Below are 22228 nucleotides of genomic sequence, written 5' to 3'. Positions count from 1 at the left end.
CTTCGCCGCGCTCCCCTAGCGCGTCCTTGTTTTCACAAGCACGCCGCAATTGCTCGCATTGCCCTCCTCGACCGCCGTACACCCGGACGCCTCCCGGTCCAAACTCAATGGATTGGGAGAAGGCCGAGATGGGAAATACGAAAAGCGCAGCTGCCGCTGCAGCGCCGAATACATATTTGCGCATTGCTTTCGACATCGTCTGGTCCCCTTGTTGCTATGTGCCGGTGAATGGAGAGGCCGCTTCGGCGACCTCTCAGTTTTCGATGGGGGCGGACGGAGCAGGCGTCATCGCTTCTCGCCGCCGTCAGCCTTAGTTGGCGCAGACCTTCATGGTCTTCATTTCCGTTTCAGCTGCGGTGCGCGACTTGAACACCTTGCCGTCGCCAACAACCACAGTGGTGGTGGTCGTCGGTTTCTTGTCCACGATGGTGCATTTCTTCGTGGAGGTATCTTGCACGACATAAAACTCCGTCTGAGCGTAGGCGGCGCTGGTCATGATTGCTGCGGCTGCAGCCGAAATAAGAAACTTCTTCATGATGTCTCCTCCATTTTGAGTGTGTCCCCTGTGTAGATTACTCAGCCGCGCAGAAGTCGGTTGCGCGGTTGAGAACTACGTTCATGGGCTCACAACCTAGGTGGAGACATTAAACGGGTTGATATGAACGCGGCCGAAACGCGCGGTTCAGAGACTGTTTAATTCGAGCGTACCGCATTTCCGATGCGCTCGTTCGTGGTGGCGCGAGAGGGCCTGTCACCCAACAAACGATGGCGATGCACCTAGTACCGTGCACAAGGACGTTTTGATCGCGTTGGTGCGGCTGCGACAGGCGATTGCTGCGCGCTGCGGTTCCGTACCAAGTCCCTATACGCCGTTGCTCGTGCCGCTTGAGCCCACCCTGCTCCAAGCTGCTATCGCTAGCCCATCGCCACCTTGTCGCCGCCGTGCTCGCGTTGGTCGAGCCACATCGTGCCGAGCGCGAACGCCAGCCAGCCGAAATTGTAGGCAAAGCCGATCATCAGAACGATCCAGCCGGGGATCGGCCCGACCGCGGCGCGATCGACAAATTCCGCCAGGGTTGATACAGGCGTCGGGTGGATCGCTATCTTGCCGTAATAGGCAATCACCTGGACGGCGAGAATCCAGACGTAGTTACGACGCAGCCGCCGTCCCGCCGCGCGGGCAAACGAAATGTGATGGCGGGGCGCGGTGTAGTCGCGCCCGAGTATCACCTGCCAGCTATCGTCGCGGGCCTCACGGGTGAATATCGGCGCGTAGAAATTCGTCTCCATCCATCGGGCTCGGGCGCGCCACACATTGAAGTAGCGATAGCGCCGCGCCTCCATGCCGAGAAACACGGCGATGAGTAGGCCTACGAGCAGGAGTGGCAGCGGCGAGGCCTCCGGACTCGAAAAGGTCGTCGACAGCGCGATGCCCATTGTGACGATCGCCCAGTTGGTCGTGTTGTCGAGCCGCGTTCTCCAGATTGTCGAACGGTAGACTTCGCCCCGGTAGAGATGAGCGATGGCGCCCATTTCGGCAGAATTGAAGGTGTGCTGGCCGTGTGTTTCGCTGGAAGCCGTGACAGACATGGCGGGACTCCGGTTGTCCGAACCGCAGATCACCGGCGCTGACCGCGAGAATGCACGTCATCAACGCCGATGAACCTATCCGGAATTGTGACGCTGCAACTATGCTCGCCCTGACGCCGAATTGCCAGCGACAGGTCAAGAACGGTGCACCGCACTATCACAACGTAGCGTCCGCATTGGGTCGCGCGTCGTTCGCTCCAAACGACGACGATCAAAGCACGACGCAGCTTCGCACTCGGACTGATCTATCTCAGCGAAGAGAGACCTTGGTAACCCCGGCGAAGCCGAGTACACGCGCGGCCCCACTTGACAGGTCTATGCACCGTCCCTTCACGAACGGGCCACGATCATTTATCCGGACGGTGACGCTTCGCCCGTTGGAATGTGAGATGACCGTGACGTGGGAGCCGAATGGTCTAGCGCGATGCGCTGCAGTCATCTCATTTGGATTCATCCGCTCCCCCGATGCGGTTCGGCCACCATTGTAGCCATAGCGAGAAGCAATACAGGATTCGGCAAATGCCGGCGCAGATAGACAGGTGAGCGCCAGGGCGGCGCATACCGGGCGGATCATCGTCACCTTCCAGGACTGAGGTTCAATTGGCGAGCTGCCAACCTTTCCCGGCCCTCTAAGTTCCAGCGGCGCTAGAACGAAGAAGCGGCACAGCGTCGCGCGGTAACATGATCGTCTGAGCGCAGGAGAGTGGCGGTATCCGGCGCAGGACTATGGTTCGACCGTTTGGCAGATGTCCTGCCTGAGGCCCGACGTCGAGACGCCTCAATTTCTTCGGGCCGTTCTGTTGGCGCGATGCATGGCGCCGACGATCACATCTGCTCGGCGGCTGGCCAATCAGCCATTGCATTGCCACTACGGTGCTGGCGATCGCTAGGCTTGCCTACGCCTAAGCCCCAGCCATCGCCTGCTCGATCGCTGACAACGCCGCGCTCGCCTTGGCCCCGTCGGGGCCGCCGGCCTGTGCCATGTCGGGCCGGCCGCCGCCGCCCTTGCCGCCGAGCACTTCGGAGCCCTTGCGCACCAGTTCGACCGCGTTGAATCGCGCCGTGAGATCGGCGGTGACGCCGACCACGATGCCGGCCTTCCCGTCTCCTGTGACGCCGACGATCGCGACGACGCCGGAGCCGATCTGCTTCTTGCCGTCATCGACCAGGCTCTTCAGATCCTTGGTCTCGACGCCTTCGACCGCGCGGGCCAGCAGCTTCACGTTGCCGACCTCGCGAACGCCGCCTGCGCCGTTGCCGGCGGAGGCGCCGCCGCCCATTGCGAGCTTCTTGCGGACGTCAGAGAGATCACGCTCCAGCTTCTTGCGCTCTTCCATCAGCGCCGCGATGCGCGCCGGCACATCTTCAATCGAGGTGCGCAGTTCAGATGCCGCCGTCTTCGCCAGCGCAATGGTGTCGTTAGCATGCTTGCGGGCGTGACGGCCGGTCAACGCCTCGATGCGGCGCACGCCGGAGGCGACGGCGCCTTCGCTGATCACCGAGATCAGGCCGATGTCGCCGGTGCGGCGAACATGGGTGCCGCCGCACAGCTCGACCGACCAGCCGAGCGCGTTCGTGCCGTGCTCGCGCGGGCCCTTGCCCATCGAGACCACGCGGACCTCGTCGCCATATTTTTCGCCGAACAGCGCGCGGGCGCCGGCCTCGCGGGCGTCATCCACCGCCATGATACGGGTGGTGACCTCGTCATTTTCAAGCACGACGTCGTTGGCGATGTCCTCGACGCGGGCGAGCTCTTCCGGCGTGATCGGCTTCGGGTGCACGAAGTCGAAGCGCAGGCGATCCGGCGCGACCAGCGAGCCGCGCTGGGCGATGTGATCGCCGAGCACCTGCCGCAGCGCCTCGTGCAACAGATGCGTTGCCGAATGATGGGCGCGGATCGACGAACGGCGCGCGTGATCTACTTCGAGCTGCAACGCGGTGCCGGCCTTCAGGGTACCCTGCTCCACCGTGCCGGTATGGACGAAGAGATCGCCGGCCTTCTTCTGCGTCTCGGTCACACGGAATTTGATACCGCCCTCGCCGGTCAGCACGCCGGTGTCGCCGACCTGGCCACCGGACTCCGCATAGAACGGGGTCTGGTTCAGCACGATCGAGCCGGCCTCGCCGGCTTTGAGGCTGTCGATCTCCTTGCCGTCCTTGACCAGCGCCGTCACCACGCCCTCGGCGCTCTCGGTGTCGTAGCCAAGGAATTCGGTCGCGCCGAGTTTTTCGCGCAAGGGGAACCAGACCGATTCATCCGCTGATTCACCCGAGCCTGCCCATGAGGCGCGCGCCTTCTCGCGCTGCCGCTCCATCGCGTCCGTGAACGCGGCCTGGTCTACGCTGATGCCGCGCGACTTCAGCGCGTCCTGCGTCAGGTCGAGCGGGAAGCCATAGGTGTCGTACAGCGTAAACGCCGTATCGCCGTCGAACATGTCGCCCTTTTTCAGGCCGGCGCTCTTCTCGTCGAGAATGGCAAGACCGCGCGCCAGCGTTTTCCGGAAGCGGGTCTCTTCCAGCCGCAGCGTCTCCTCGATCAGCTTTTCGGCGCGGACGAGGTCGGGATAGGCCTGGCCCATCTCGCGCACCAGCGCCCAGACCAGGCGGTGCATCAAGGGCTCGCGCGCACCGAGCAGCTGTGCGTGGCGCATCGCGCGGCGCATGATCCGGCGCAGCACATAGCCGCGGCCTTCGTTCGAGGGCAGCACGCCGTCGGCGATCAGGAAGGCCGAGGAGCGTAAGTGGTCCGCGATGACCCGGAACGAGGCGGCGGTCTTCTCCTCCGGTCCGGTGCCGAGCGCCGACGCGGTCGCCTCGATCAGGTTACGGAACAGGTCGGTCTCGAACACGCTGTCGACGCCCTGCAGGATGCAGGCCATGCGCTCCAGCCCCATCCCGGTGTCGATCGAGGGGCGCGGCAGCGGCACACGCTGCTCGGGCGTCACCTGCTCGAACTGCATGAAGACGAGGTTCCAGAATTCGAGGAAGCGGTCACCATCCTCCTCGGGGCTACCGGGAGGGCCGCCCCAGATGTGCTCGCCGCGATCGATGAAGATTTCCGAACAGGGACCGCAAGGTCCCGTGTCGCCCATGGCCCAGAAATTGTCCGAGGTCGGGATGCGGATGATGCGATCGTCGGAGAAGCCGGCGACCTTCTTCCAGAAGCCGGCCGCCTCGTCGTCGGTGTGGTAGACCGTGACGAGCAGCTTGTCCTTCTTCAGCCCGAATTCCTTCGTGATCAGGTTCCAGGCGAGCTCGATCGCGCGCTCCTTGAAATAATCGCCGAACGAGAAGTTGCCGAGCATCTCGAAGAAGGTGAGATGGCGCGCGGTATAGCCGACATTGTCGAGGTCGTTGTGCTTGCCGCCGGCGCGCACGCATTTCTGCGAGGTGGTGGCGCGCTGATACGCCCGCTTCTCGACGCCGGTGAAGACGTTCTTGAACTGCACCATGCCGGCGTTGGTGAACATCAAGGTCGGATCGTTGCGCGGCACCAGCGGCGACGAGGCCACGGCCTCGTGACCGTTCTCCGCAAAGAAATCCAGGAATTTCGACCTGATCTCGTTGACGCCGCTCATGTTCGTCTTAACGCCGCTCATGTTCATTCCAATCGGAAAAAGGGCCGGGTCAGGTCGGAAATAACCTTAAGTCTTCCGGCGGAACGCTTTTAGACATTGCAGCCAGCGCTGTCCAGAAACTGTGCAGGCGGATCATAGGCTTGCCGCAGCACACAAGATGGGCACGCAAGTCCCGTTGATAATGCCGCGGCCGCGTTGACAGGCTTGGCAAGCCTGTGTTTCCCTCATATCTATTCAGACGTCACGTCGGGAGAGATCGGCTTCAGCGCCGGCGCCGAAGGAGCAACCGCCCCGGAAACTCTCAGGCAAACGGACCGAGTGACGAAATAGCATCTGGAAAGAGACGCCGGGCGGCATGCGCCCAGGGTGTCCGCCGACGGGATAATACTCTCAGGCACAGCGACAGATGGGGCTTTCTTTGGGTTCTTGGAGGCTGGTCTCCGGAACCCATGAGGGCCTTGACGATGCTGGCACGCGAATCTCCCCTAAAACGCACCCCACTGCACGGGCTCCATGTCGCGCGTGGCGGCAAGATGGTTCCCTTCGCGGGCTACGAGATGCCGGTGCAATTCCCGGCCGGCGTGCTGAAGGAGCATCTGCATACCCGCAGCGCCGCCGGGCTCTTCGACGTCTCGCACATGGGCCAACTTGCGCTGCGCCCGAAATCCGGCCGGGTCGAAGATGCCGTGCTGGCGCTGGAGCGGCTGGTGCCGCAGGACATTGTGGCGGTTGCGCCGGGGCGGCAGCGTTACGCCCAGTTCACCAATGAAGACGGCGGCATTCTCGACGATCTGATGGTGGCGAATTTCGGCGATCATCTGTTCCTGGTCGTCAACGCCGCCTGCAAGGCCGAGGACGAGGCGCACTTGCGCGCGCATCTCTCCGATGACTGCATCATCGATTCGCTTGGCGATCGCGCGCTGATCGCGCTGCAGGGGCCGAAGGCGGAAACGGCGCTGGCAAGACTTGGCGCCGACGTCACCGCAACGAAGTTCATGGATAGCGGCCCGCGCAAGGTCGCCGGTTTCGACTGCTTCGTCTCGCGCTCCGGCTATACTGGCGAGGACGGGTTTGAGATTTCGGTGCCGGCCGCACAGGCCGAGGCGCTGGTGACGATGCTTCTGCAAAACCCTGACGTGCTGCCGATCGGGCTCGGCGCGCGCGACAGCCTGCGGCTGGAGGCCGGCCTCTGCCTCTATGGCCATGACATCGACACCACGACGACGCCGGTCGAGGGCGCGCTGGAATGGTCGGTGCAGAAGAGCCGCCGCAGCGGCGGCGCCCGCGCCGGCGGATTTCCGGGCGCGGAGAAAATTCTCACACAGTTCGAGAAAGGCGCAGCGCGCCGCCGTGTCGGCCTGCTCGCCCTGGGCCGCGCGCCGGTGCGCGAGGGCGCGCTGCTATTTGCGGATGCGGCTTCCAGCGAGGCCGTCGGCCGCGTCACTTCCGGCGGCTTCGGCCCGAGCCTCAATGCGCCTGTTGCGATGGGCTATCTGCCGACATCTCTCTGCGCCATCGGCACGCAGGTTTTCGCCGAAGTGCGCGGCCAGCGCCTGCCGCTGCAGGTCGCTGCCATGCCCTTCGTTCCCAACACTTACAAACGCTAATTCTGCAAACGCTAATTCAGAGGACGTCTCATGACGACGCTATTCACATCCGACCACGAATGGATCCGCATCGAGGGCGATGTCGCCACCATCGGGGTCACGGATTATGCGCAATCGCAGCTCGGCGACGTCGTGTTCGTCGAATTGCCCAAGGTCGGCCGCACGCTGAAGAAGGCCGAAGCCGCTGCCGTGGTGGAATCGGTGAAGGCCGCGTCCGACGTCTACGCGCCGATCTCCGGCGAAGTGGTCGAAGTCAACGAGGCGCTCGCCGCCGAACCCGCGCTGGTCAATTCCGACGCCTGCGGCAAGGCCTGGTTCTTCAAGCTGAAGATCGCAGACAAGAGCGAACTCGGCGGCCTGATGGATGAAGCCGCCTACAAGGCCCATACGGCGTGAAGTGATGAAGCACTCCGCCACCACATATTCACTGTCGTCGCCCGGCTTGACCGGGCGACCCAGTACGCCGCGGCCTTTCGGCTCAATCGCTGAATTCCCGGCGTACTGGATGCCCCGCCTTCGCGGGGCATGACGAGGAGTGCGGGAATGACGAGCAATATTGAGGAAACACTTATGAACGCGCCGCTGAAAACCACCGCTGAGGCCGCCACCGATTTCGTGCGCCGCCATATCGGCCCCTCGCCCCGCGACATCAGTGCGATGCTGGATGTTGTCGGCGCGAACAGCCTTGGCGAATTGATGAGCCAGACGCTGCCGTCCTCGATCCGGCAGAAAGCGCCGCTCGATCTCGGCCCGGCGCTGAGCGAAACCGAGGCGCTTTCGCATATGCGCGAGCTTGCCGCGCAGAATGAGGTATTCACCTCGCTGATCGGCCAAGGCTATTCCGGCACCATCCTGCCTGCGGTGATCCAGCGCAACATCCTGGAGAACCCGGCCTGGTACACGGCCTATACGCCGTATCAGCCGGAGATCAGCCAGGGCCGGCTGGAAGCGCTGTTCAACTTCCAGACCATGATCTGCGACCTCACCGGTCTCGATGTCGCCAACGCCTCGCTGCTCGACGAAGGCACCGCCGCGGCGGAAGCCATGGCGCTCGCCGAGCGCGCCTCGCAGGTCAAGACAAAGTCGTTCTTCGTCGATGTCGAAGTGCATCCGCAGACCCTGGCGGTGCTGCGCACCCGCGCCGAGCCGCTCGGCTGGAAGGTGATCGTCGGCGATCCCCTCACCGATCTCGAAGGCGCCGACGTGTTCGGCGGCCTCTTGCAGTATCCGGGAACGTCAGGCGCGGTGCGCGACCTCCGGCCGGCGATCGCGGCGCTACGCGCCAAGGGCGCGCTCGCGATCATGGCGGCCGATCTGCTGGCACTCACGCTGATCGCTTCTCCCGGCGAGCTCGGCGCCGATATCGCTGTTGGATCGGCGCAGCGCTTTGGCGTGCCGATGGGCTATGGCGGCCCGCACGCGGCCTATATATCGGTGCGCGACGCCCTGAAGCGCTCGCTGCCCGGCCGCATTGTAGGCCTGTCGGTGGATTCGCGAGGCGCGCCGGCCTATCGGCTGGCGCTGCAGACTCGCGAGCAGCACATCCGCCGCGAAAAGGCCACCTCCAACATCTGCACCGCGCAGGTGCTGCTCGCGGTGATCGCCTCGATGTACGCGGTCTATCACGGCCCCGAAGGGCTGACGCATATTGCGCGCACCGTGCACCGCCGCGCAGTCGTACTGGCCGCGGGGCTTGCAAAGCTCGGTTTTGCGCCGGCCTCGCCGGCATTCTTCGATACGATCACCGTTGCCACGGCCGGCAAGCAGAGCGAAATCGTTGCCCGCGCGCTCGCGGAAAAGATCAACCTGCGGATCGGCGACGGTACGCTCGGTATCGCCGTCGACGAGACCACGACGCCTGCGACCATTGAGGCGGTGTGGCGCGCCTTCGGCGGCAAGCTGTCCTATGCGGACGTCGAGGTCACGGCGCGCGAGACGCTGCCGATCGAGCTGAAGCGCGACAGCGCCTTCCTTACCCATCCCGTATTCCACACGCACCGCTCCGAGACCGAGTTGCTCCGCTACATGCGCAAGCTCAGTGATCGCGACCTCGCGCTCGACCGCGCGATGATCCCGCTCGGCTCCTGCACCATGAAGCTGAACGCGACCACGGAGATGATCCCGCTGACGTGGCCGGAATTCGGCTCGCTGCATCCGTTCGCGCCGCGCGAACAGGCGGCCGGCTATCACGCGCTGTTCAAGCGGCTCGAAAAATGGCTGTGCGATATCACCGGTTATGACGCGATCTCGCTGCAGCCGAATTCCGGCGCGCAAGGAGAATATGCCGGGCTGCTCGCGATCCGCGCCTATCATGCGGCGCGCGGCGAGCCGCAGCGCAAGGTGTGCCTGATCCCCTCCTCCGCGCATGGCACCAACCCAGCCTCCGCCCATATGGCCGGCATGGAAGTGGTGGTAACTGCCTGTGACGCGCGCGGCGATGTCGATGTCGACGACCTCCGCGCCAAGGCGGAGAAGCATTCGAAGAATCTCGCCGCGGTAATGATCACCTATCCCTCGACGCATGGCGTGTTCGAGGAGCACATCACCGAGATCTGCGACATCGTTCACGAGCATGGCGGCCAGGTCTATCTCGATGGCGCCAACATGAATGCGCAGGTCGGCCTCGCCCGGCCCGGCGATTACGGCGCCGACGTCTCGCACCTCAACCTGCACAAGACGTTCTGCATTCCGCATGGCGGCGGCGGCCCGGGCATGGGCCCGATCGGCGTGAAGGCGCATCTCGCCCCTTACCTGCCGGGTCATCCCGCAATCGACGGCGCGGCGGCGCATGCCGTAGGGCCAGTGTCGGCGGCGCCGTTCGGCTCGGCGTCGATCCTGACGATCTCCTACATCTACATCCTGATGATGTCCGGCGAAGGCCTCGCGCGCGCCACCGAGGTCGCGATCCTGAACGCCAACTACATTGCGAACCGCCTCGATCCGCATTTCCCGGTGTTGTACCGGAACGCCAAAGGCCGCGTCGCGCATGAATGCATCGTCGATCCGCGCCCGTTGAAGGCGACCAGCGGCGTTACCGTCGATGACATTGCAAAGCGCCTGATCGACTACGGCTTCCACGCGCCGACCATGAGTTTCCCGGTCGCGGGCACGCTGATGATCGAGCCGACAGAGTCGGAATCGAAGGCGGAGCTGGACCGCTTCTGCGATGCCATGATCGCGATCCGAAGCGAGATCACGGAGATCGAGATCGGCCGCTGGAAAGTCGAAGCCTCGCCGCTCCGCCGCGCCCCGCACACCGTGCACGACATTGTCGATGATGCGTGGAATCGTCCCTACAGCCGCGCCACGGGTTGTTTCCCCGACGGCGTCTCGCGCACCGACAAATATTGGAGCCCGGTCGGGCGGGTCGACAACGTCTATGGCGACCGCAATCTCGTGTGCTCGTGCCCGCCGGTCGCGGACTACGCGCAAGCCGCGGAGTGACGCCCTCCTAGGATGGGTGGAGCGAAGCGATACCCGTCATTGCCTCAGCTCAGCGAGCGAAGGCGGAAGCGATACCCATCTCGGTTTGCACCGCCGGCGCGGCACGATGATGGGTTTCGCTTCGCTCTACCCATCCTACAGTTTTGCGGCCGCTACGGCACGAGCAGGACGGGGTCCCAGCGCCACAGCCGGTCATTGGTCAAGTGCGTGCCGCCCCACCAGCGATCGACCGGGTTATGCCGGCTGAAATCTTCCGCGCCCGCCAGGATGGCCTTGCCGAGCGGGGTGAGCGACAGCCGGCTTTCTTTGTACCGCGCGAGGCGCTCATGCTCGTCGTGCATCTCAAGCGAGAACGGCCACTCCGCGAGGCCCGAAACAGCAGGCACCGGGGCAAGCGCGAGCCCTTCCAGGAGAGCACCGGCTTCCCAATAGCCGAACACGCGCCGCTGAAAGCGTTCCCGATAGTGAGGAAATACGTCGAACGGCTGCACATAACCGGCCGAGATCAACTCCAGAATGCGCATTTCCGAAGCGCCCAGGCCGGTTGTCGCCTCCGGCAGCTCTTCGAGCATTTCCAGAACGCAGCGCCGAAGCTGCGGCAGGACGCTGAGATCCTTCGCCAGCAGGTCGAACCATGCGTGCGGCGTTGGCGCCCGAAAAGCCTGCCACGCTATGCTTGCGACCTCGAGATGATGGTCATTGATCGCAACGCCCAAAAATTTCATTTCGGCAAGGCGCGCCGGTTCTGTCTGGCCGACAGAGGCATCGATGTGTCGCAGGTTGATGCCAAGGCGTTTAGCCAGCGGGCCGAGATGATCGAGCAGCCAGATCAGGACCAGCTGGGCGTTCGGCTCCGTGCCCATCCAGAGCTCGACGGTTTCACAACGTTCGCAAGCCTCGATCAATCCCAGATCGTTCATCCCGAGTTTTTGTAGGCGGTGCGGCGGCATCGAGTCGAGCCAGTGTGAGTCCCGCTCCTGGCTCGTTCGTGGCGCGAGAAATGCTGCAAGCTCCGCGTCGGAACGCGGCGGTCCCCAGACCATGCGAAGCTCGATGGGAACAGCCAGATCGGCGTGACCAGCCGACATAACGCCGCCCGCGCTTGAGGAATCCGCCGTCAGAATCAGACGCGTCATGGCACGCTTCGTTCGGACGGTCTGCGGGAGGGCTTGATCAGCGCCGGATTCCAGCGCCAAAGGTTATCGTTGGTCAGGTGCGTGCCGCCCCACCAGCGGTCGATTGGATTATGTCGCGAAAAATCTTCCTCGTGGGCAACGATCGCCTTGCCGAATTCGGTCAGCGAAAGCCGACTTCGCTTGTAAGCCTCATCCCGGGCCTTGTAATTATCTCGTCTGGTCGTGCGCAAAATATCGTCGAGGCCTGTCGCGGCCGGCATCGGAGCGTGCGCAAGTCCTTCAAGCAAATTGCCGAGTGCGAATTCGCCAAATACATCTGTGTGGCGAAGTTCCCGGAAATAGAAAAGCGAGCTGGTACGTGAATATCCCCTCGCAATCATCTGCAGCATCCGCATTTCGCTGGCGCCGAGCCCGGTCGATGCCGATGGTAGCTCTTCGAGCAGATCGACCAAGACCCCTTCGAGCAATGGCAACGCGGTCAAGTCGGTTCTCAGCAAATCGAAGCAGGCAACCGGCGTGGGCGATCGCCAGGCCTGCCAGGCTGCGCTTGCCGTCGCCAATTCTTTTTCCGTGACGTCAACGGCCGGCGGGTCCCACCGGCCTAGTTTCTCAAGCCCAATCATCTCCAGATCGACAAGACGCAGCTTCAGCCTGTCAACGGTTTCCGGACAAGAGCGGAAATAATCAAGCAGCCAGATCAGTTGCAGCTGCGCGCTTGGCCTCATGTCGAACCATAGTTCGACCGCATCGTATTGCTGGCAGAATTCGGCCAGGCTGAGATCGCGGTGCTTCCTATTTGCGCTCTGCTTCCACTGTCTGCCGCCCCAGTCTGACCAGTGTGGGACTTGATCGAGGCTCGCGGTGCGGGGACCAAGATAGGCTGCGAGTTCATCCGGTGACGGCTGCGGTCCCTCGACGAAGTCGAAAAGAGCCAAATCCAACGCAAGGTCGGCCAAACCATTCATTGTAAAGTCTGGCATCCACCGGCCGGTCAGGATCAGAGGCTTCATCACACCCACCCACACTGCCAAACAAAACGGGCGCTGAAGACGTCGGCAACTCAACGTCCGCAGCGCCCGTGCACGTTTCAGGCCTTAACCCCTGAAGCGTTTGTAAAACTTATTCGTCGTCCGCCGGCTCCTCGCCGTCGGCCTCACGCTCGGCGGGACCGGCCAGAATCTGCTCGGCGATCAGGCCGGAGTTCTGGCGGATCGCGGTCTCGATCTTGGCGGTCATATCAGGATTGGCCTTGAGGAAGGCTTTTGCGTTTTCGCGTCCCTGCCCAAGCCGCTGGCTGTCATAGGAGAACCAGGCGCCGGATTTCTCGACGATGCCGGCCTTGACGCCGAGGTCGAGGATCTCGCCCATCTTGGAGACGCCCTCGCCATACATGATGTCGAACTCGACCTGCTTGAAGGGCGGCGCCAGCTTGTTCTTCACCACCTTGACGCGGGTGGTATTGCCGACCACCTCGTCGCGCTCCTTGATCGCGCCGATGCGGCGGATGTCGAGGCGGACCGAGGCGTAAAATTTCAGCGCATTGCCGCCGGTGGTGGTTTCTGGCGAACCATACATCACGCCGATCTTCATACGGATCTGATTGATGAAGATCACCATGGTGTTGGATTTGTTGATCGAGGCGGTGAGCTTGCGCAGCGCCTGGCTCATCAGCCGCGCCTGCAATCCCGGCAACGCATCGCCCATCTCGCCTTCGAGTTCGGCCTTCGGCACCAGCGCCGCCACCGAATCGACCACCAGCACATCGATCGCACCGGAGCGCACCAAGGTGTCGCAGATTTCAAGCGCCTGCTCGCCGGTGTCGGGCTGCGAGATCAGGAGCTCGTCGATATTGACGCCGAGCTTGCGCGCATAGACCGGATCGAGTGCGTGTTCGGCGTCGATGAAAGCGCAGATGCCGCCCTTCCGCTGCCCCTCCGCCACGCAATGCAACGCCAACGTGGTCTTGCCCGATGATTCCGGCCCGTATATTTCGACCACCCGCCCCTTCGGCAAGCCACCGACGCCGAGCGCGATGTCGAGCCCGAGCGAGCCCGTCGACACCGTCTCGACATCCATCGAGCGGTCGTTCTTGCCCAGCTTCATCACCGAGCCCTTGCCGAACTGGCGCTCGATCTGGGAGAGCGCGGCAGACAGAGCCTTGGTCTTATCCATAGAGGATCCTTCAACAATACGCAGGGCAGTGGCGGACATAATACGTGCTCCTTATGGCGGGGATTCGCGAGCGGGACAAACGGCGGAGAGAGGCTTTTTTGGTTCGATTTCGTCTAGGAACCTTCGTACCACGTTTGTTCTATGTTCGCAATATGTTCTTTTGCCGGAAGGGGTGCTAATCCGTCTTTCGAGGGGCCATCCTGGTCTGAAATCAACAGAGCCCAATTTTACCTGAACGTGTACGCATATATTTTCAATAGTGGAGGTTGAGACATGCGATTTCTGCTTTCAGTCGCGCTAGTGCTTGTTGCCACCGCTGCTCAGGCCGATAGCTGTCAGCAAACCGGCAACTTCGTCAGTTGCGACAATGGTCTCTCAGCGCAGAGGATTGGAGACTTCACCTATTGGAGTGATGGGACCTCGTCCCAGCGCATCGGAAATTTCACTTACAACAGTGACGGATCAAGCTCTCAGCGAATTGGGAATTTCAATCACTACAGTGATGGCAGCAGTTCCCAAACAATTGGGAACTTCACCTACTTCAGCGATGGCCGCACCTGTCAGCGGATAGGGAATCAAACTTACTGCAACTAGGTACCAGGCCGCAGTCTGCGGCCTCTTTCCCCAGCAAACGTTTCTCCTCTCCCGCGCCGATCAGCCGATTTCATAATTCCGTAATTTTACGGCCGGCGGACCTTCCGGCGGTCTCCGTGCTTAGGTATGGTGGAAGCGCTGGGCGAGCTTGGGGTGCGTAAATGACGGGACATACTCAATTGGCAATAACACCACGCGACCGCTTTCTTGAGGCGGCGCAAAAGGAACTGGCTGCCTTCGAGCGACGCGAGCGCGAGTTTTTGAAAAAGGAACGAGAAGAGCGGGCAAGAGAGCTGCAAATTCCTGTCCACAAGGGCGAACTTCATAGCTAGGCGGGACCTAGCAACGGATTCAAGAGGCCGCTCCCCCGTGGGCGGCCTTTCCCTCATCGGGGGCTCGGCTGCCACGGAGATTGCCCCGGGCCCAGCTACGCAATCATACGGAAGTGACCCGGCCCGGAAGCTCTGCTTATTCAAGCGTATGGGCCGCCATATCATCTTCAAATGCCCGCAGCTGGGCACGAATGTGCAGCATTGGCTTCCGGAGGCCTCGCCGGAGGACGAGCCCAATTCTTACATATCGGTCGTCTGTCTCGCCTGCACCCGGCTGCATTTCATCCACAAGGAAACCGGCAAGCTTCTGGGCAAGGACTAAAGGCCGCTCTCGCGGTTCCCGCCTCAACCTGCCTCTCCGCGGCCCCGTGCCGATTCGGCCACAGAGTTCACTTTTGTACGTTCCCGTCGGAACGGATTTCGCCGCAGCGCGTAATCGGACCATCGCGTGTGCGACCTAGTAAGGGGAACCAGATTGTGCCGGGAAAAAAATATCTTACCGAACAAGCGGCAACCTTTCTCAAATTTGCAATGGCCACCACAGATCCGGATGTCGCCGCGGGCTTTCTCGACAAGGCCGCCGACCTTTCCGCCAGGAGTGAAGAGGCGCCGGACGCCAGCCCCCGGCCGCCTGATGTAGAGCAGCCGGACGGCTAGCTCTCGCGATGAGGCCGCTGACGAGCGGCCTCATCGTTTTCCGGGCTTCATCTTCAAGTTGAGGTGCAGGTCGGTCACCTACAATTTTAGGCGTGCTTGCAGATCCACCTGAACGGTCCGTCAAGCCGGCCCGCGGTATTGGTCGCAGCATGCACATACAGGTCGTCTCTCCCCACGAAACCGCCCTGCCCACGCTTCAACAGCTTGGCGCCCCTTTCCTCACACGGCTCCTGAGCCTCAGCCGCACCCCCGAACCCTCGCGGGTGCCGCAACCCGTCCGCCCGGACGCTCCGTCGCGAACGCATAATCCGTCGCGTCAGCCTTATCCGTCGCGCCGGGATTAGTCCGGGATAGCCACCGATAAGGGGCCGGCGTCCGCCAACGCGGCGCCTCCGGGCGGACGGCTGTTTTCCGGCGCTCGGTGCCCCTAGCCAAATGACCCCGCAGCATAGGGCAATGCAGCGAGGTCGCTGACGACGGAAAGTCCTTAAAGAAACTATCCCGCCCTCAGCGAACCGATACGCCTGCGGCAAGTCCCCGTTTCAGCGCGCAAATCGCCGGGCAAATCCGTCGCAAAAATTCACGGCGACCCGGCATTGAACCTTTTTCCGGCAGTTCAGACCAAATGCTTGCCTGGGACATTGCATCACTCGGGGAATAGGCCTGCGCCGCCAAGCGATCATACTCCGCTTGTGCGGCGCAGTGCTTTTGCGCAAGTGGACTTTCCGAGGCCAGCAAGAAGGGGAAATTTCGCCGCGCGCGGGGAGGAATTGCCAACAAACGGCATTGGAACTTTGCGGTTTCCACGCCCGTTATCGCACGGAGGATGCGGCGCGCGAACTCACGTCCTGATTGGGAGCCTCGCGGGAATCGGCCCCTGGCCTGCCCTTCGCCGGTATTCAACCGGCCGATGATCAAAGTGTCATTTAGTTGTATTGATCGGTACTTGCAATTTTAAGCAAGAGGTCTGGATTTGAAGCGGCTGGAGCCGCAGCGGGATTTTGTAATGATTCACAAGGGCGTTGAATACACCGTGACGCCGGTCGCTCCGGGCATCTGGAAATGGCAATTCCGCATTGGCGACAAGGTCGTCGCGGGCAAGACCGAAGCCAAGCTCAATCTGCTTGCCATCCGCCGGGTCCAGCTCCGGATTGACCGGGAGCTAAAAAAAGCCGAGCAGAAATGATCCGCCGGTCGGGCATTGGCCGACGGCCGCTCGACGCTTTCTCAGTAGCTTCAATGGTTTAACATCAACACCGGATCCGGATTATATGCACGGCAATGTGCTTGGCCCCGTAAAAACCCGGAGTTGATCTTTCCAGATGGCAGGAATCCACTCCGCCGTTCCCTGCGGGTCCGGGCCGGCGACGGCCCTTCATTTGGTCAGCTTGCCATGCCGATGTTCTTCTTCCGCGTCCGACATGGCGAGGACGCGTGCATCAGCAATGACGGCGCGGAGTTCGCCGACCATAATGCCGCCTGGAAGGAAATGACCGGGGTCTGCGGCGACATGATCGCCGACATTTCCCGAACGCTTCCCGAAAACGCCGAGTGGCAGATGGAACTGCTGGATGAATCCAAAAAGCCGGTGTTCCGGATTCGTCTAGTCGCGGAGACGCTGCATGGTCCCGATCAAAAGCCGCGCTGATCAGGCGTGCTCCTTTCGGGAAGCCTTGTCCGGCTCGCCGGGCGGCGCAGTCCCTTGCCGCAGCTCCCGGGCGGAAACGAAGCGGACGCCGACTAGTTCGCCCCGGCGCCAGATCAGGGTGCAGACACGCCGCACCTCACCGCCCGCAGTGAGCGAAAGTCCGAACATCTTTGGCACGGCAAGGTCGCCGACATCCAGACAGGCTCCATTATCGGAAATGTCGAGAATGTAGCACTCGATCCACGGCGCACCGGGGGCCGGAATCAGGAATCCCGGCTTGTGCAGGTCGACCCGGATGAATTTGCGGGCACCGAGGTCTTTGCGGTCTCTCGCCATGATTTCTCCTGTCCGTAGAAATACTAGGCGGAATACCTGAATACCGGGTTATCGGTATCAGGCAAAAATCGGGGTATCGGTGTGAGTTGCAGGGCGAGGGAAACGCGGCTGCCTAATCGGCGCTGGCGAGCCGGCGCATCGTGAATTCGATCTCGCCATCAGGCAGCTCGCGCCAGCTTTCGACTGAGCTCATATAGGCCGCCTTGGGATAGCGGTTGAGGAAGTCGCGCGCCTTCGCTCTGGCCTCCTCGCGCGGCAGCGTGAAAGTCTCGCGCAGGTAGCCGTCGCCCGGCTTGCGCCGGCCGGCCATCCGGCTCGCGAGATCACGCGGGCGAAAGACCATGTCGTAACTCCAGACAATAACGACAGGCCTAATATAAGGGCACTGGCGGACGAATCCTACTCGCCCGCTTGTCCCAGGTCCGTTACTGGCTGCTGCTTCCGGTCTTGCCCTTCTTGGCGGGCGCTGCGGCCTTCGGCGCCTCGCTGCTGCGGACGTTGCCCCAGGGATCGGAGGAGGCCTTGGCATCGGGTATCTTCCTCAACGAGTCCTTGTAGGCCTTCTCCTTGATCGCATCCTGCTCCTTTTCCTCCGGCGTCTTGGACTGAAACTCCGGCATCAGGTTGATGTTAGGGGTCGACATCTGCGCGTAGCCCGGCATCGTCAACAATACGACCACAGCGGCCGCGCTCAGCATTCTCATGACGCTCTCCTTAAGGACGCTTTCGGCGTTTTCTTGAGGATACCATTGGCCCAGCGGCCCCGCCAAGCGCCAGTGCCCTCGCCTTTGCGGGTGCCGCCGCTGTTCCTTTCGCCGCCATGACCGCTACAATGCGGCGACAACAAGGAAACGGACGTTCATGCAACAAGAGTCACAAGCGGCGGAATTCGGCATCGCGGACGCAAGGCGCGTGCTCGGCGAGGTATTTGCGCCATGGGTGATGGATCTCAATTTGTCGATCGAGCGCTTTGAGTCTGCCCCTTCTGGCGATGCCGCCGACTGGCAGCCGGGCGCGATCCTGCGCCTGCCGTTCTCGGAGCGGCTGTGCCGCAATGGCGGCACGGTCTCTGGCCAGGCGCTGATGGCGTTTGCCGACACCGCGATGGTGATCGCCAACCTCGCCGCCAACCGCGGCTATCGCGCGATGACGACGGTCGACCAGACCATGCATTTCATGCGCGCGGTCTCGTCCTCTGACGTGCTGGCCGACGCGCGCGTGGTCCGCCTCGGGCGCACCATGAGCTTCGGCCGCGTCACGCTGCTGTCCGCCACCGACAACAAGCCGGTCGCAATGGTCTCGAGCGCGTTCGCGATGCTGTAAGGGCGGCTAAGGCCAATCGGTTTATTCCCGAGAATGTTTCGGCCGCGAAAAGCTCGGCCGATGCAGGGGCCCGCATCGGACATGAACGATCTGTCCCGCATCGTTGAATCTCAAGATCGCCTGCACGATGCCGTCCCGCACTGCATACGACACAACGACACCATCGCTTGCCATCTGCAAGCCCTCAAGGTCTCCCGCTGGCTTCTCAGAAAAGCGCCGCTGCCAATACTCGGTAATGGCAGCTCGGCCGACTACTTTTTGCGGGCCGTTGCAGCCACACTCCACCGCAGCATCAGGCGCATACATGTCAACGATCGAAAGAGCCGCAGCGCGGTAGGCGTCAAGCCAATCGACTGCGGCGGCCATCGGGTCAAAGGAACTCATTGATCCTACCTACATGCCAAAAGGGAGGCGGATTAGAGCACGTCTGATGAACGTCGTCTGAACGCGATAAGCTGCCGACGTCGTCGTTAGCGGACTCTGGAGCGTGGCCAGGTCAGTGTCTCAACGGACAATGAATTGCCGCCTCTGTTAAGGCTACTTTAAACCGTGAGGAGGCTGTGACTGCTTCAGGAGTTGCTCGACTTCATCAGCAAGCCGGTTGAGACATTGGTGCAATCGATCGAACATCTATTGCTTTGCCCTGTTCTCGCCAGGTCGCGGACTACCGCTTCGAACTGATTTGCTTCCGTACGCCAGCGCAATTTGATTGGCGACCTGCGGCAAACTGGCACGACGGGCAAATCACTTCTGATTTTCAGAAATCGTGTCAAGCGCAAGAAGCAAAAATATTCCGCTTCCGTTTTCACCCAAATCAGTCGCATAACACCACTCGTCTCGCCGCAGATGAGGGGCGCTCGCGATCGTCACGAACGTGCGGTGAGATGCGATGGACGCAGATGGCGCGCTAGACGTACGCGCCGGATGCGTACGGTGAAGTCGTGTGGTTCGGGCGCCGCGGTGCTGGCGTTAAGTTGGCAGAAGCAACTTCTGCCGGCGATGGTGGCAATAAAGCCGTTCACCAGGAAGAGCACGAAGTAAGCCGTAAAGCCATTGCGCAGGGAAGGCCGGAGTGTTTCCGCTGTACCTGTATGCTCGTGTGCGTGCTTTTTTGCGCATAATTGCACACGAGACCTCGGGTGCAGCCAGCACCCGGTCTTCCCTGCGCCCTCTGATCTTCAGACGGGCAAACGAACATGCAAACCTCGGGCGCTGAGCGTCGCGAGAATGCGAACCTATGTCCCCGTCATTGCGAGCGCAGCGAAGCAATCCATCTATCCCCGAGTCGAAACATGGATTGCTTCGCTTCGCTCGCAATGACGGAGTTACGCCCTCCCCGCCCTGCGCCTACGCCAGCGCCAGACCAGCACCACCATCAGCACAATCGCAGACACCACCGCGATCGCCCCGCTCATGAAACGCCCGCCGGGCCTGTCGATCGTGCGCGAACGCGGCGAGGGCGTCTCCTCCGGCCGCGCCAGGCGGAAGGCAACGACGCTGTCGCCGATCGTGGTGCCGGACTCGGAATGACCGCCGGCGCCGATCGCGACATACTGCTCGCCCTTCCACATGTAGGTCATGGGATTGGCGACACCGGGCACCGGCAGCCGGCCCTGCCACAACTCGCGACCCGATCGCGCATCGAAGGCGCGCAAATAGGCATCCATCGCACCGGTGAAGACGAGACCGCCGGCGGTGATCGCAACTCCGCTGACGAGCGGCGTGCCGAACGGCAAGGCAATGCCGAGCGGCGCGCGATCCTCGGTGGTGCCGACGCGGGAGCGCCAGAGAATCCTGCCGCCCTTCAGATCGACCGCGACCATTTCGCCCCAGGGCGGCTTGTTGCAGAGCAGCCCCAGAGGCGACAGCGCAACCGCGCGGGTCATCGCGAATGGCGCGCCATGCTGCCGTCCGAAATCGTGTCCGGGCGGCGGCTCGAACCCCTGCGCCTGATCGCGCGGAATCAGCTTGACGATATGGATCGCGCGCGTCGTGTTGGCGATAAGGATCTGGTTGACGGGATCGAAGGCGGCGCCGCCCCAGTTCACGCCGCCGCCGGTCATCGGAAATATCACGCTGCCCTGCGTCGATGGCGGCGTGTAGATGCCATCATTGCGGGCGGAGGCGACCTTCGCGCGGCAGGCCTCGCGCTCCCAGAACGGAATGAGGCCGAACACGTCGTCGGCCGAAATCTGCTGCGACAGCAGCGGCGGCACGTGGGTCGGAAACGGCTGCGTCGGCGAGAGCTGCTCGCCTTCAGCGCCGCCCTGCGGCACCGCGCGCTCCTCCACCGGCCACACCGGCTTGCCGGTATCGCGGTCGAGCACGAAGACAAATCCCTGCTTGGTCGGCTGGATCACGACGTCGCGCTGGCCTCCGCCGGTCTCGATACGCGCCAGCGTCGGCTGCGCCGACAGGTCGTAATCCCAGACATCGTGATGCACGGTCTGATACGACCAGACCCGCTCACCGGTCTCGACACGCAGCGCCACCACCGAGTTGGCGTGATCGTTGTTGCCAGGCCGCTTGCCGCCCCAGAAATCCGGGCTCGGCGAGGACGTCGGCAGGAACACCAGCCCCCTCTCCTCATCCACCGACATCGGCGCCCAGACATTGGCGTGGCCGGCAGTGATGCCGCTACGATCGAGCGGATCGAAGCTCCAACGCGGACGCCCGGTTCGCGCATCAAAGGCACGCACGGTACCGGCCGGGCCCTCGACACGGCGGTTATCCGCGATCGCAGAGCCGACGATCACGGTGTCGCGGGCAATGACCGGCGCCGACGTGATCTGGAATTCGCCCGGCCATTCCAGCGGCATGCCGACGTCGATCCTGATCTCGCCAGCTGCGCCGAAATCGCCGCAAGGCGCACCCGACCGCGCATCGAGCGCGATGAGGCGCGCGTCGTTGGTGCCCATGAAGATCCGCGCGCGGCAGGCGGCGTTTTCGGGCGCCTCGCCATCGACCCAATAAGCGACGCCGCGGCAAGTGTAGCGGTTGGCGGGACGTTGATTGGTCGAGATTTTCGGATCGAACCGCCACTTCTGCGCCCCGCTGCCCGGATCGAGCGCGATGACCTCGTTGAAGGGCGAGCAGAAGATCAGGCTGTCTTCGACCAGCAATGGGGTCGCCTGAAACTTGGTCCGCCGCATCACATCGCCCGCGCGGCTGTCGAGATCGCCGGTGCGAAACTCCCAGGCGCGGACGAGACGATCAACATTGTCAGGCGTGATCTGCTTGAGCGGCGAAAAGCGCGATCCACCGCGATCGCCGCCCCAGTGCTCCCAGGCGGCAGCGGGCAGCAACTGACCCGCGCATAAGATGGCACCGATGAAAGTGAACAGACGAACCGGATTTCGCATCCTGCCCCCGCAAGCGCAGCGCAACGCTTGCGGGATCGATTACCCTATCGCCACCTCAGTATCTACCCCGACCGCCGTGGTCGCCATAGTTGCCACCGCGGCCGCCACCGAACCCGCCGAGGCCAATGCCGATGCCGATGCTGACCGGCGGCGGTGGCGGCGGCTCGTACACCACGCGCGGCGGCGGGCGGCGAACGACCACGACGTCGTCATCATCCTGCTCACGCACGCGCCGCGGCGGCTTGCGATCGACGCGCTTCGGTGTATCAGGCTCGACGCGCCGGACCGGCGCATTCACCTTGATCGGCTGCTGCTGCGGCGGCTGCACGTTGCACGGGCACATCGGCGCGGCGAGCGCAACGTTTTGCGGCAGGGCTGCGTTGGCAGCCGTTACAGCCGGCGTGAAGTCGGGACGGTTACGCAGCCGCTCCTCCAGCTTGCGCGCGGTC

Annotated in this window: 22 protein-coding genes, 1 pseudogene and 1 riboswitch; of the genes and pseudogenes, 11 read left to right on the top strand and 12 right to left on the bottom strand. The window is 62.7% G+C overall.

The annotated features are described in order from the left end of the window. Window positions 1–310: 310 nt before the first annotated feature. From J6524_RS29715 to alaS, 4 genes are all read right to left on the bottom strand, one after another. Window positions 311–535 (bottom strand): hypothetical protein, encoded by a 225-nt coding sequence (locus J6524_RS29715; protein ID WP_225677297.1) that lies wholly within the window; start codon window positions 533–535, stop codon window positions 311–313. A 380-nt stretch (window positions 536–915) separates the two neighbouring features. Then, window positions 916–1590 (bottom strand): DUF2270 domain-containing protein, encoded by a 675-nt coding sequence (locus J6524_RS29710; RefSeq protein ID WP_225677295.1) that lies wholly within the window; start codon window positions 1588–1590, stop codon window positions 916–918. A 250-nt stretch (window positions 1591–1840) separates the two neighbouring features. Beyond that, window positions 1841–2164, bottom strand: a complete 324-nt coding sequence (locus tag J6524_RS29705; RefSeq protein ID WP_225677293.1) for a septal ring lytic transglycosylase RlpA family protein — start codon at window positions 2162–2164, stop codon at window positions 1841–1843. A gap of 328 nt (window positions 2165–2492) precedes the next feature. Then, entirely contained in the window at window positions 2493–5168 is a 2676-nt protein-coding gene (alaS, locus tag J6524_RS29700) for an alanine--tRNA ligase (RefSeq protein WP_225677495.1), read from the bottom strand. 236 nt (window positions 5169–5404) lie between these two features. After that, window positions 5405–5495: riboswitch (glycine riboswitch) on the top strand. Between the two features lie 137 nt (window positions 5496–5632). On the opposite strand from alaS, the gene gcvT reads away from it, so the two are divergent. The 3 genes from gcvT (at window position 5633) to gcvP (ending at window position 10219) form a co-directional block, all read left to right on the top strand. Then, the gene (gcvT, locus tag J6524_RS29695) at window positions 5633–6775 is read left to right on the top strand and encodes a glycine cleavage system aminomethyltransferase GcvT (RefSeq protein ID WP_225677291.1); all 1143 of its coding nucleotides are present in this window, start codon (window positions 5633–5635) and stop codon (window positions 6773–6775) included. Window positions 6776–6805: 30 nt separating this feature from the next. Next, entirely contained in the window at window positions 6806–7171 is a 366-nt protein-coding gene (gene gcvH, locus J6524_RS29690) for a glycine cleavage system protein GcvH (RefSeq protein ID WP_225677289.1), read from the top strand. A 174-nt stretch (window positions 7172–7345) separates the two neighbouring features. Then, window positions 7346–10219, top strand: coding sequence for an aminomethyl-transferring glycine dehydrogenase (gcvP, locus tag J6524_RS29685; protein WP_225677493.1), 2874 nt, complete (start codon window positions 7346–7348; stop codon window positions 10217–10219). A gap of 152 nt (window positions 10220–10371) precedes the next feature. Here the strand turns inward: gcvP and J6524_RS29680 are convergent, their stop codons facing one another. The 3 genes from J6524_RS29680 to recA form a co-directional block, all read right to left on the bottom strand. After that, entirely contained in the window at window positions 10372–11355 is a 984-nt protein-coding gene (locus J6524_RS29680) for a hypothetical protein (protein WP_225677287.1), read from the bottom strand. Further along, entirely contained in the window at window positions 11352–12365 is a 1014-nt protein-coding gene (locus J6524_RS29675) for a hypothetical protein (RefSeq protein ID WP_225677285.1), read from the bottom strand. The genes J6524_RS29680 and J6524_RS29675 overlap by 4 nt, the downstream gene beginning before the upstream one ends. A gap of 109 nt (window positions 12366–12474) precedes the next feature. Continuing rightward, a complete protein-coding gene (recA, locus tag J6524_RS29670; RefSeq protein WP_225677283.1) occupies window positions 12475–13566 on the bottom strand; it encodes a recombinase RecA in 1092 nt (363 codons plus the stop codon). A gap of 234 nt (window positions 13567–13800) precedes the next feature. Here recA and J6524_RS29665 point away from each other — a divergent pair, with 234 nt between their 5' ends. The 6 genes from J6524_RS29665 (at window position 13801) to J6524_RS29650 (ending at window position 16758) form a co-directional block, all read left to right on the top strand. Beyond that, a complete protein-coding gene (locus J6524_RS29665; protein ID WP_225677280.1) occupies window positions 13801–14121 on the top strand; it encodes a hypothetical protein in 321 nt (106 codons plus the stop codon). A 161-nt stretch (window positions 14122–14282) separates the two neighbouring features. Next, window positions 14283–14453 carry a hypothetical protein gene (locus tag J6524_RS29660; protein ID WP_225677278.1) on the top strand — a complete coding sequence of 57 codons (171 nt, stop codon included), beginning with the start codon at window positions 14283–14285 and terminating at the stop codon, window positions 14451–14453. A 193-nt stretch (window positions 14454–14646) separates the two neighbouring features. Further along, window positions 14647–14775 (top strand): hypothetical protein, encoded by a 129-nt coding sequence (locus J6524_RS37480; protein WP_283843361.1) that lies wholly within the window; start codon window positions 14647–14649, stop codon window positions 14773–14775. A 209-nt stretch (window positions 14776–14984) separates the two neighbouring features. After that, entirely contained in the window at window positions 14985–15110 is a 126-nt protein-coding gene (locus J6524_RS37475; protein ID WP_283843360.1) for a hypothetical protein, read from the top strand. 1006 nt (window positions 15111–16116) lie between these two features. Beyond that, window positions 16117–16296, top strand: a complete 180-nt coding sequence (locus J6524_RS29655) for a hypothetical protein (RefSeq protein WP_225677491.1) — start codon at window positions 16117–16119, stop codon at window positions 16294–16296. A 207-nt stretch (window positions 16297–16503) separates the two neighbouring features. Continuing rightward, a complete protein-coding gene (locus tag J6524_RS29650; RefSeq protein WP_225677275.1) occupies window positions 16504–16758 on the top strand; it encodes a DUF6894 family protein in 255 nt (84 codons plus the stop codon). On the opposite strand, the gene J6524_RS29645 is transcribed toward J6524_RS29650, so the two are convergent. The 3 genes from J6524_RS29645 to J6524_RS29635 form a co-directional block, all read right to left on the bottom strand. Beyond that, window positions 16759–17094 carry a PilZ domain-containing protein gene (locus J6524_RS29645; protein ID WP_225677273.1) on the bottom strand — a complete coding sequence of 112 codons (336 nt, stop codon included), beginning with the start codon at window positions 17092–17094 and terminating at the stop codon, window positions 16759–16761. It lies immediately after the preceding gene. 112 nt (window positions 17095–17206) lie between these two features. Beyond that, window positions 17207–17437, bottom strand: coding sequence for a hypothetical protein (locus J6524_RS29640; protein WP_225677271.1), 231 nt, complete (start codon window positions 17435–17437; stop codon window positions 17207–17209). 82 nt (window positions 17438–17519) lie between these two features. Beyond that, entirely contained in the window at window positions 17520–17798 is a 279-nt protein-coding gene (locus tag J6524_RS29635; RefSeq protein WP_225677269.1) for a hypothetical protein, read from the bottom strand. A 157-nt stretch (window positions 17799–17955) separates the two neighbouring features. On the opposite strand from J6524_RS29635, the gene J6524_RS29630 reads away from it, so the two are divergent. Both J6524_RS29630 and J6524_RS29625 read left to right on the top strand, forming a co-directional pair. Further along, on the top strand, window positions 17956–18417 hold the full coding sequence (locus tag J6524_RS29630; RefSeq protein WP_225677267.1) for a PaaI family thioesterase: 462 nt from the start codon (window positions 17956–17958) through the stop codon (window positions 18415–18417). Between the two features lie 81 nt (window positions 18418–18498). Beyond that, window positions 18499–18804 carry a hypothetical protein gene (locus J6524_RS29625; protein ID WP_225677265.1) on the top strand — a complete coding sequence of 102 codons (306 nt, stop codon included), beginning with the start codon at window positions 18499–18501 and terminating at the stop codon, window positions 18802–18804. A 938-nt stretch (window positions 18805–19742) separates the two neighbouring features. Here the strand turns inward: J6524_RS29625 and J6524_RS29620 are convergent. Continuing rightward, window positions 19743–21779 (bottom strand): pyrroloquinoline quinone-dependent dehydrogenase, encoded by a 2037-nt coding sequence (locus J6524_RS29620; RefSeq protein ID WP_225677263.1) that lies wholly within the window; start codon window positions 21777–21779, stop codon window positions 19743–19745. A 55-nt stretch (window positions 21780–21834) separates the two neighbouring features. After that, window positions 21835–22228, bottom strand: a pseudogene (locus tag J6524_RS29615) (caspase family protein); the annotation flags it as partial.

The sequence above is a fragment of the Bradyrhizobium hereditatis genome (assembly GCF_020329435.1).
GTDB lineage: Bacteria > Pseudomonadota > Alphaproteobacteria > Rhizobiales > Xanthobacteraceae > Bradyrhizobium > Bradyrhizobium hereditatis.
This window is presented reverse-complemented; position numbering and strand designations above follow the sequence as displayed.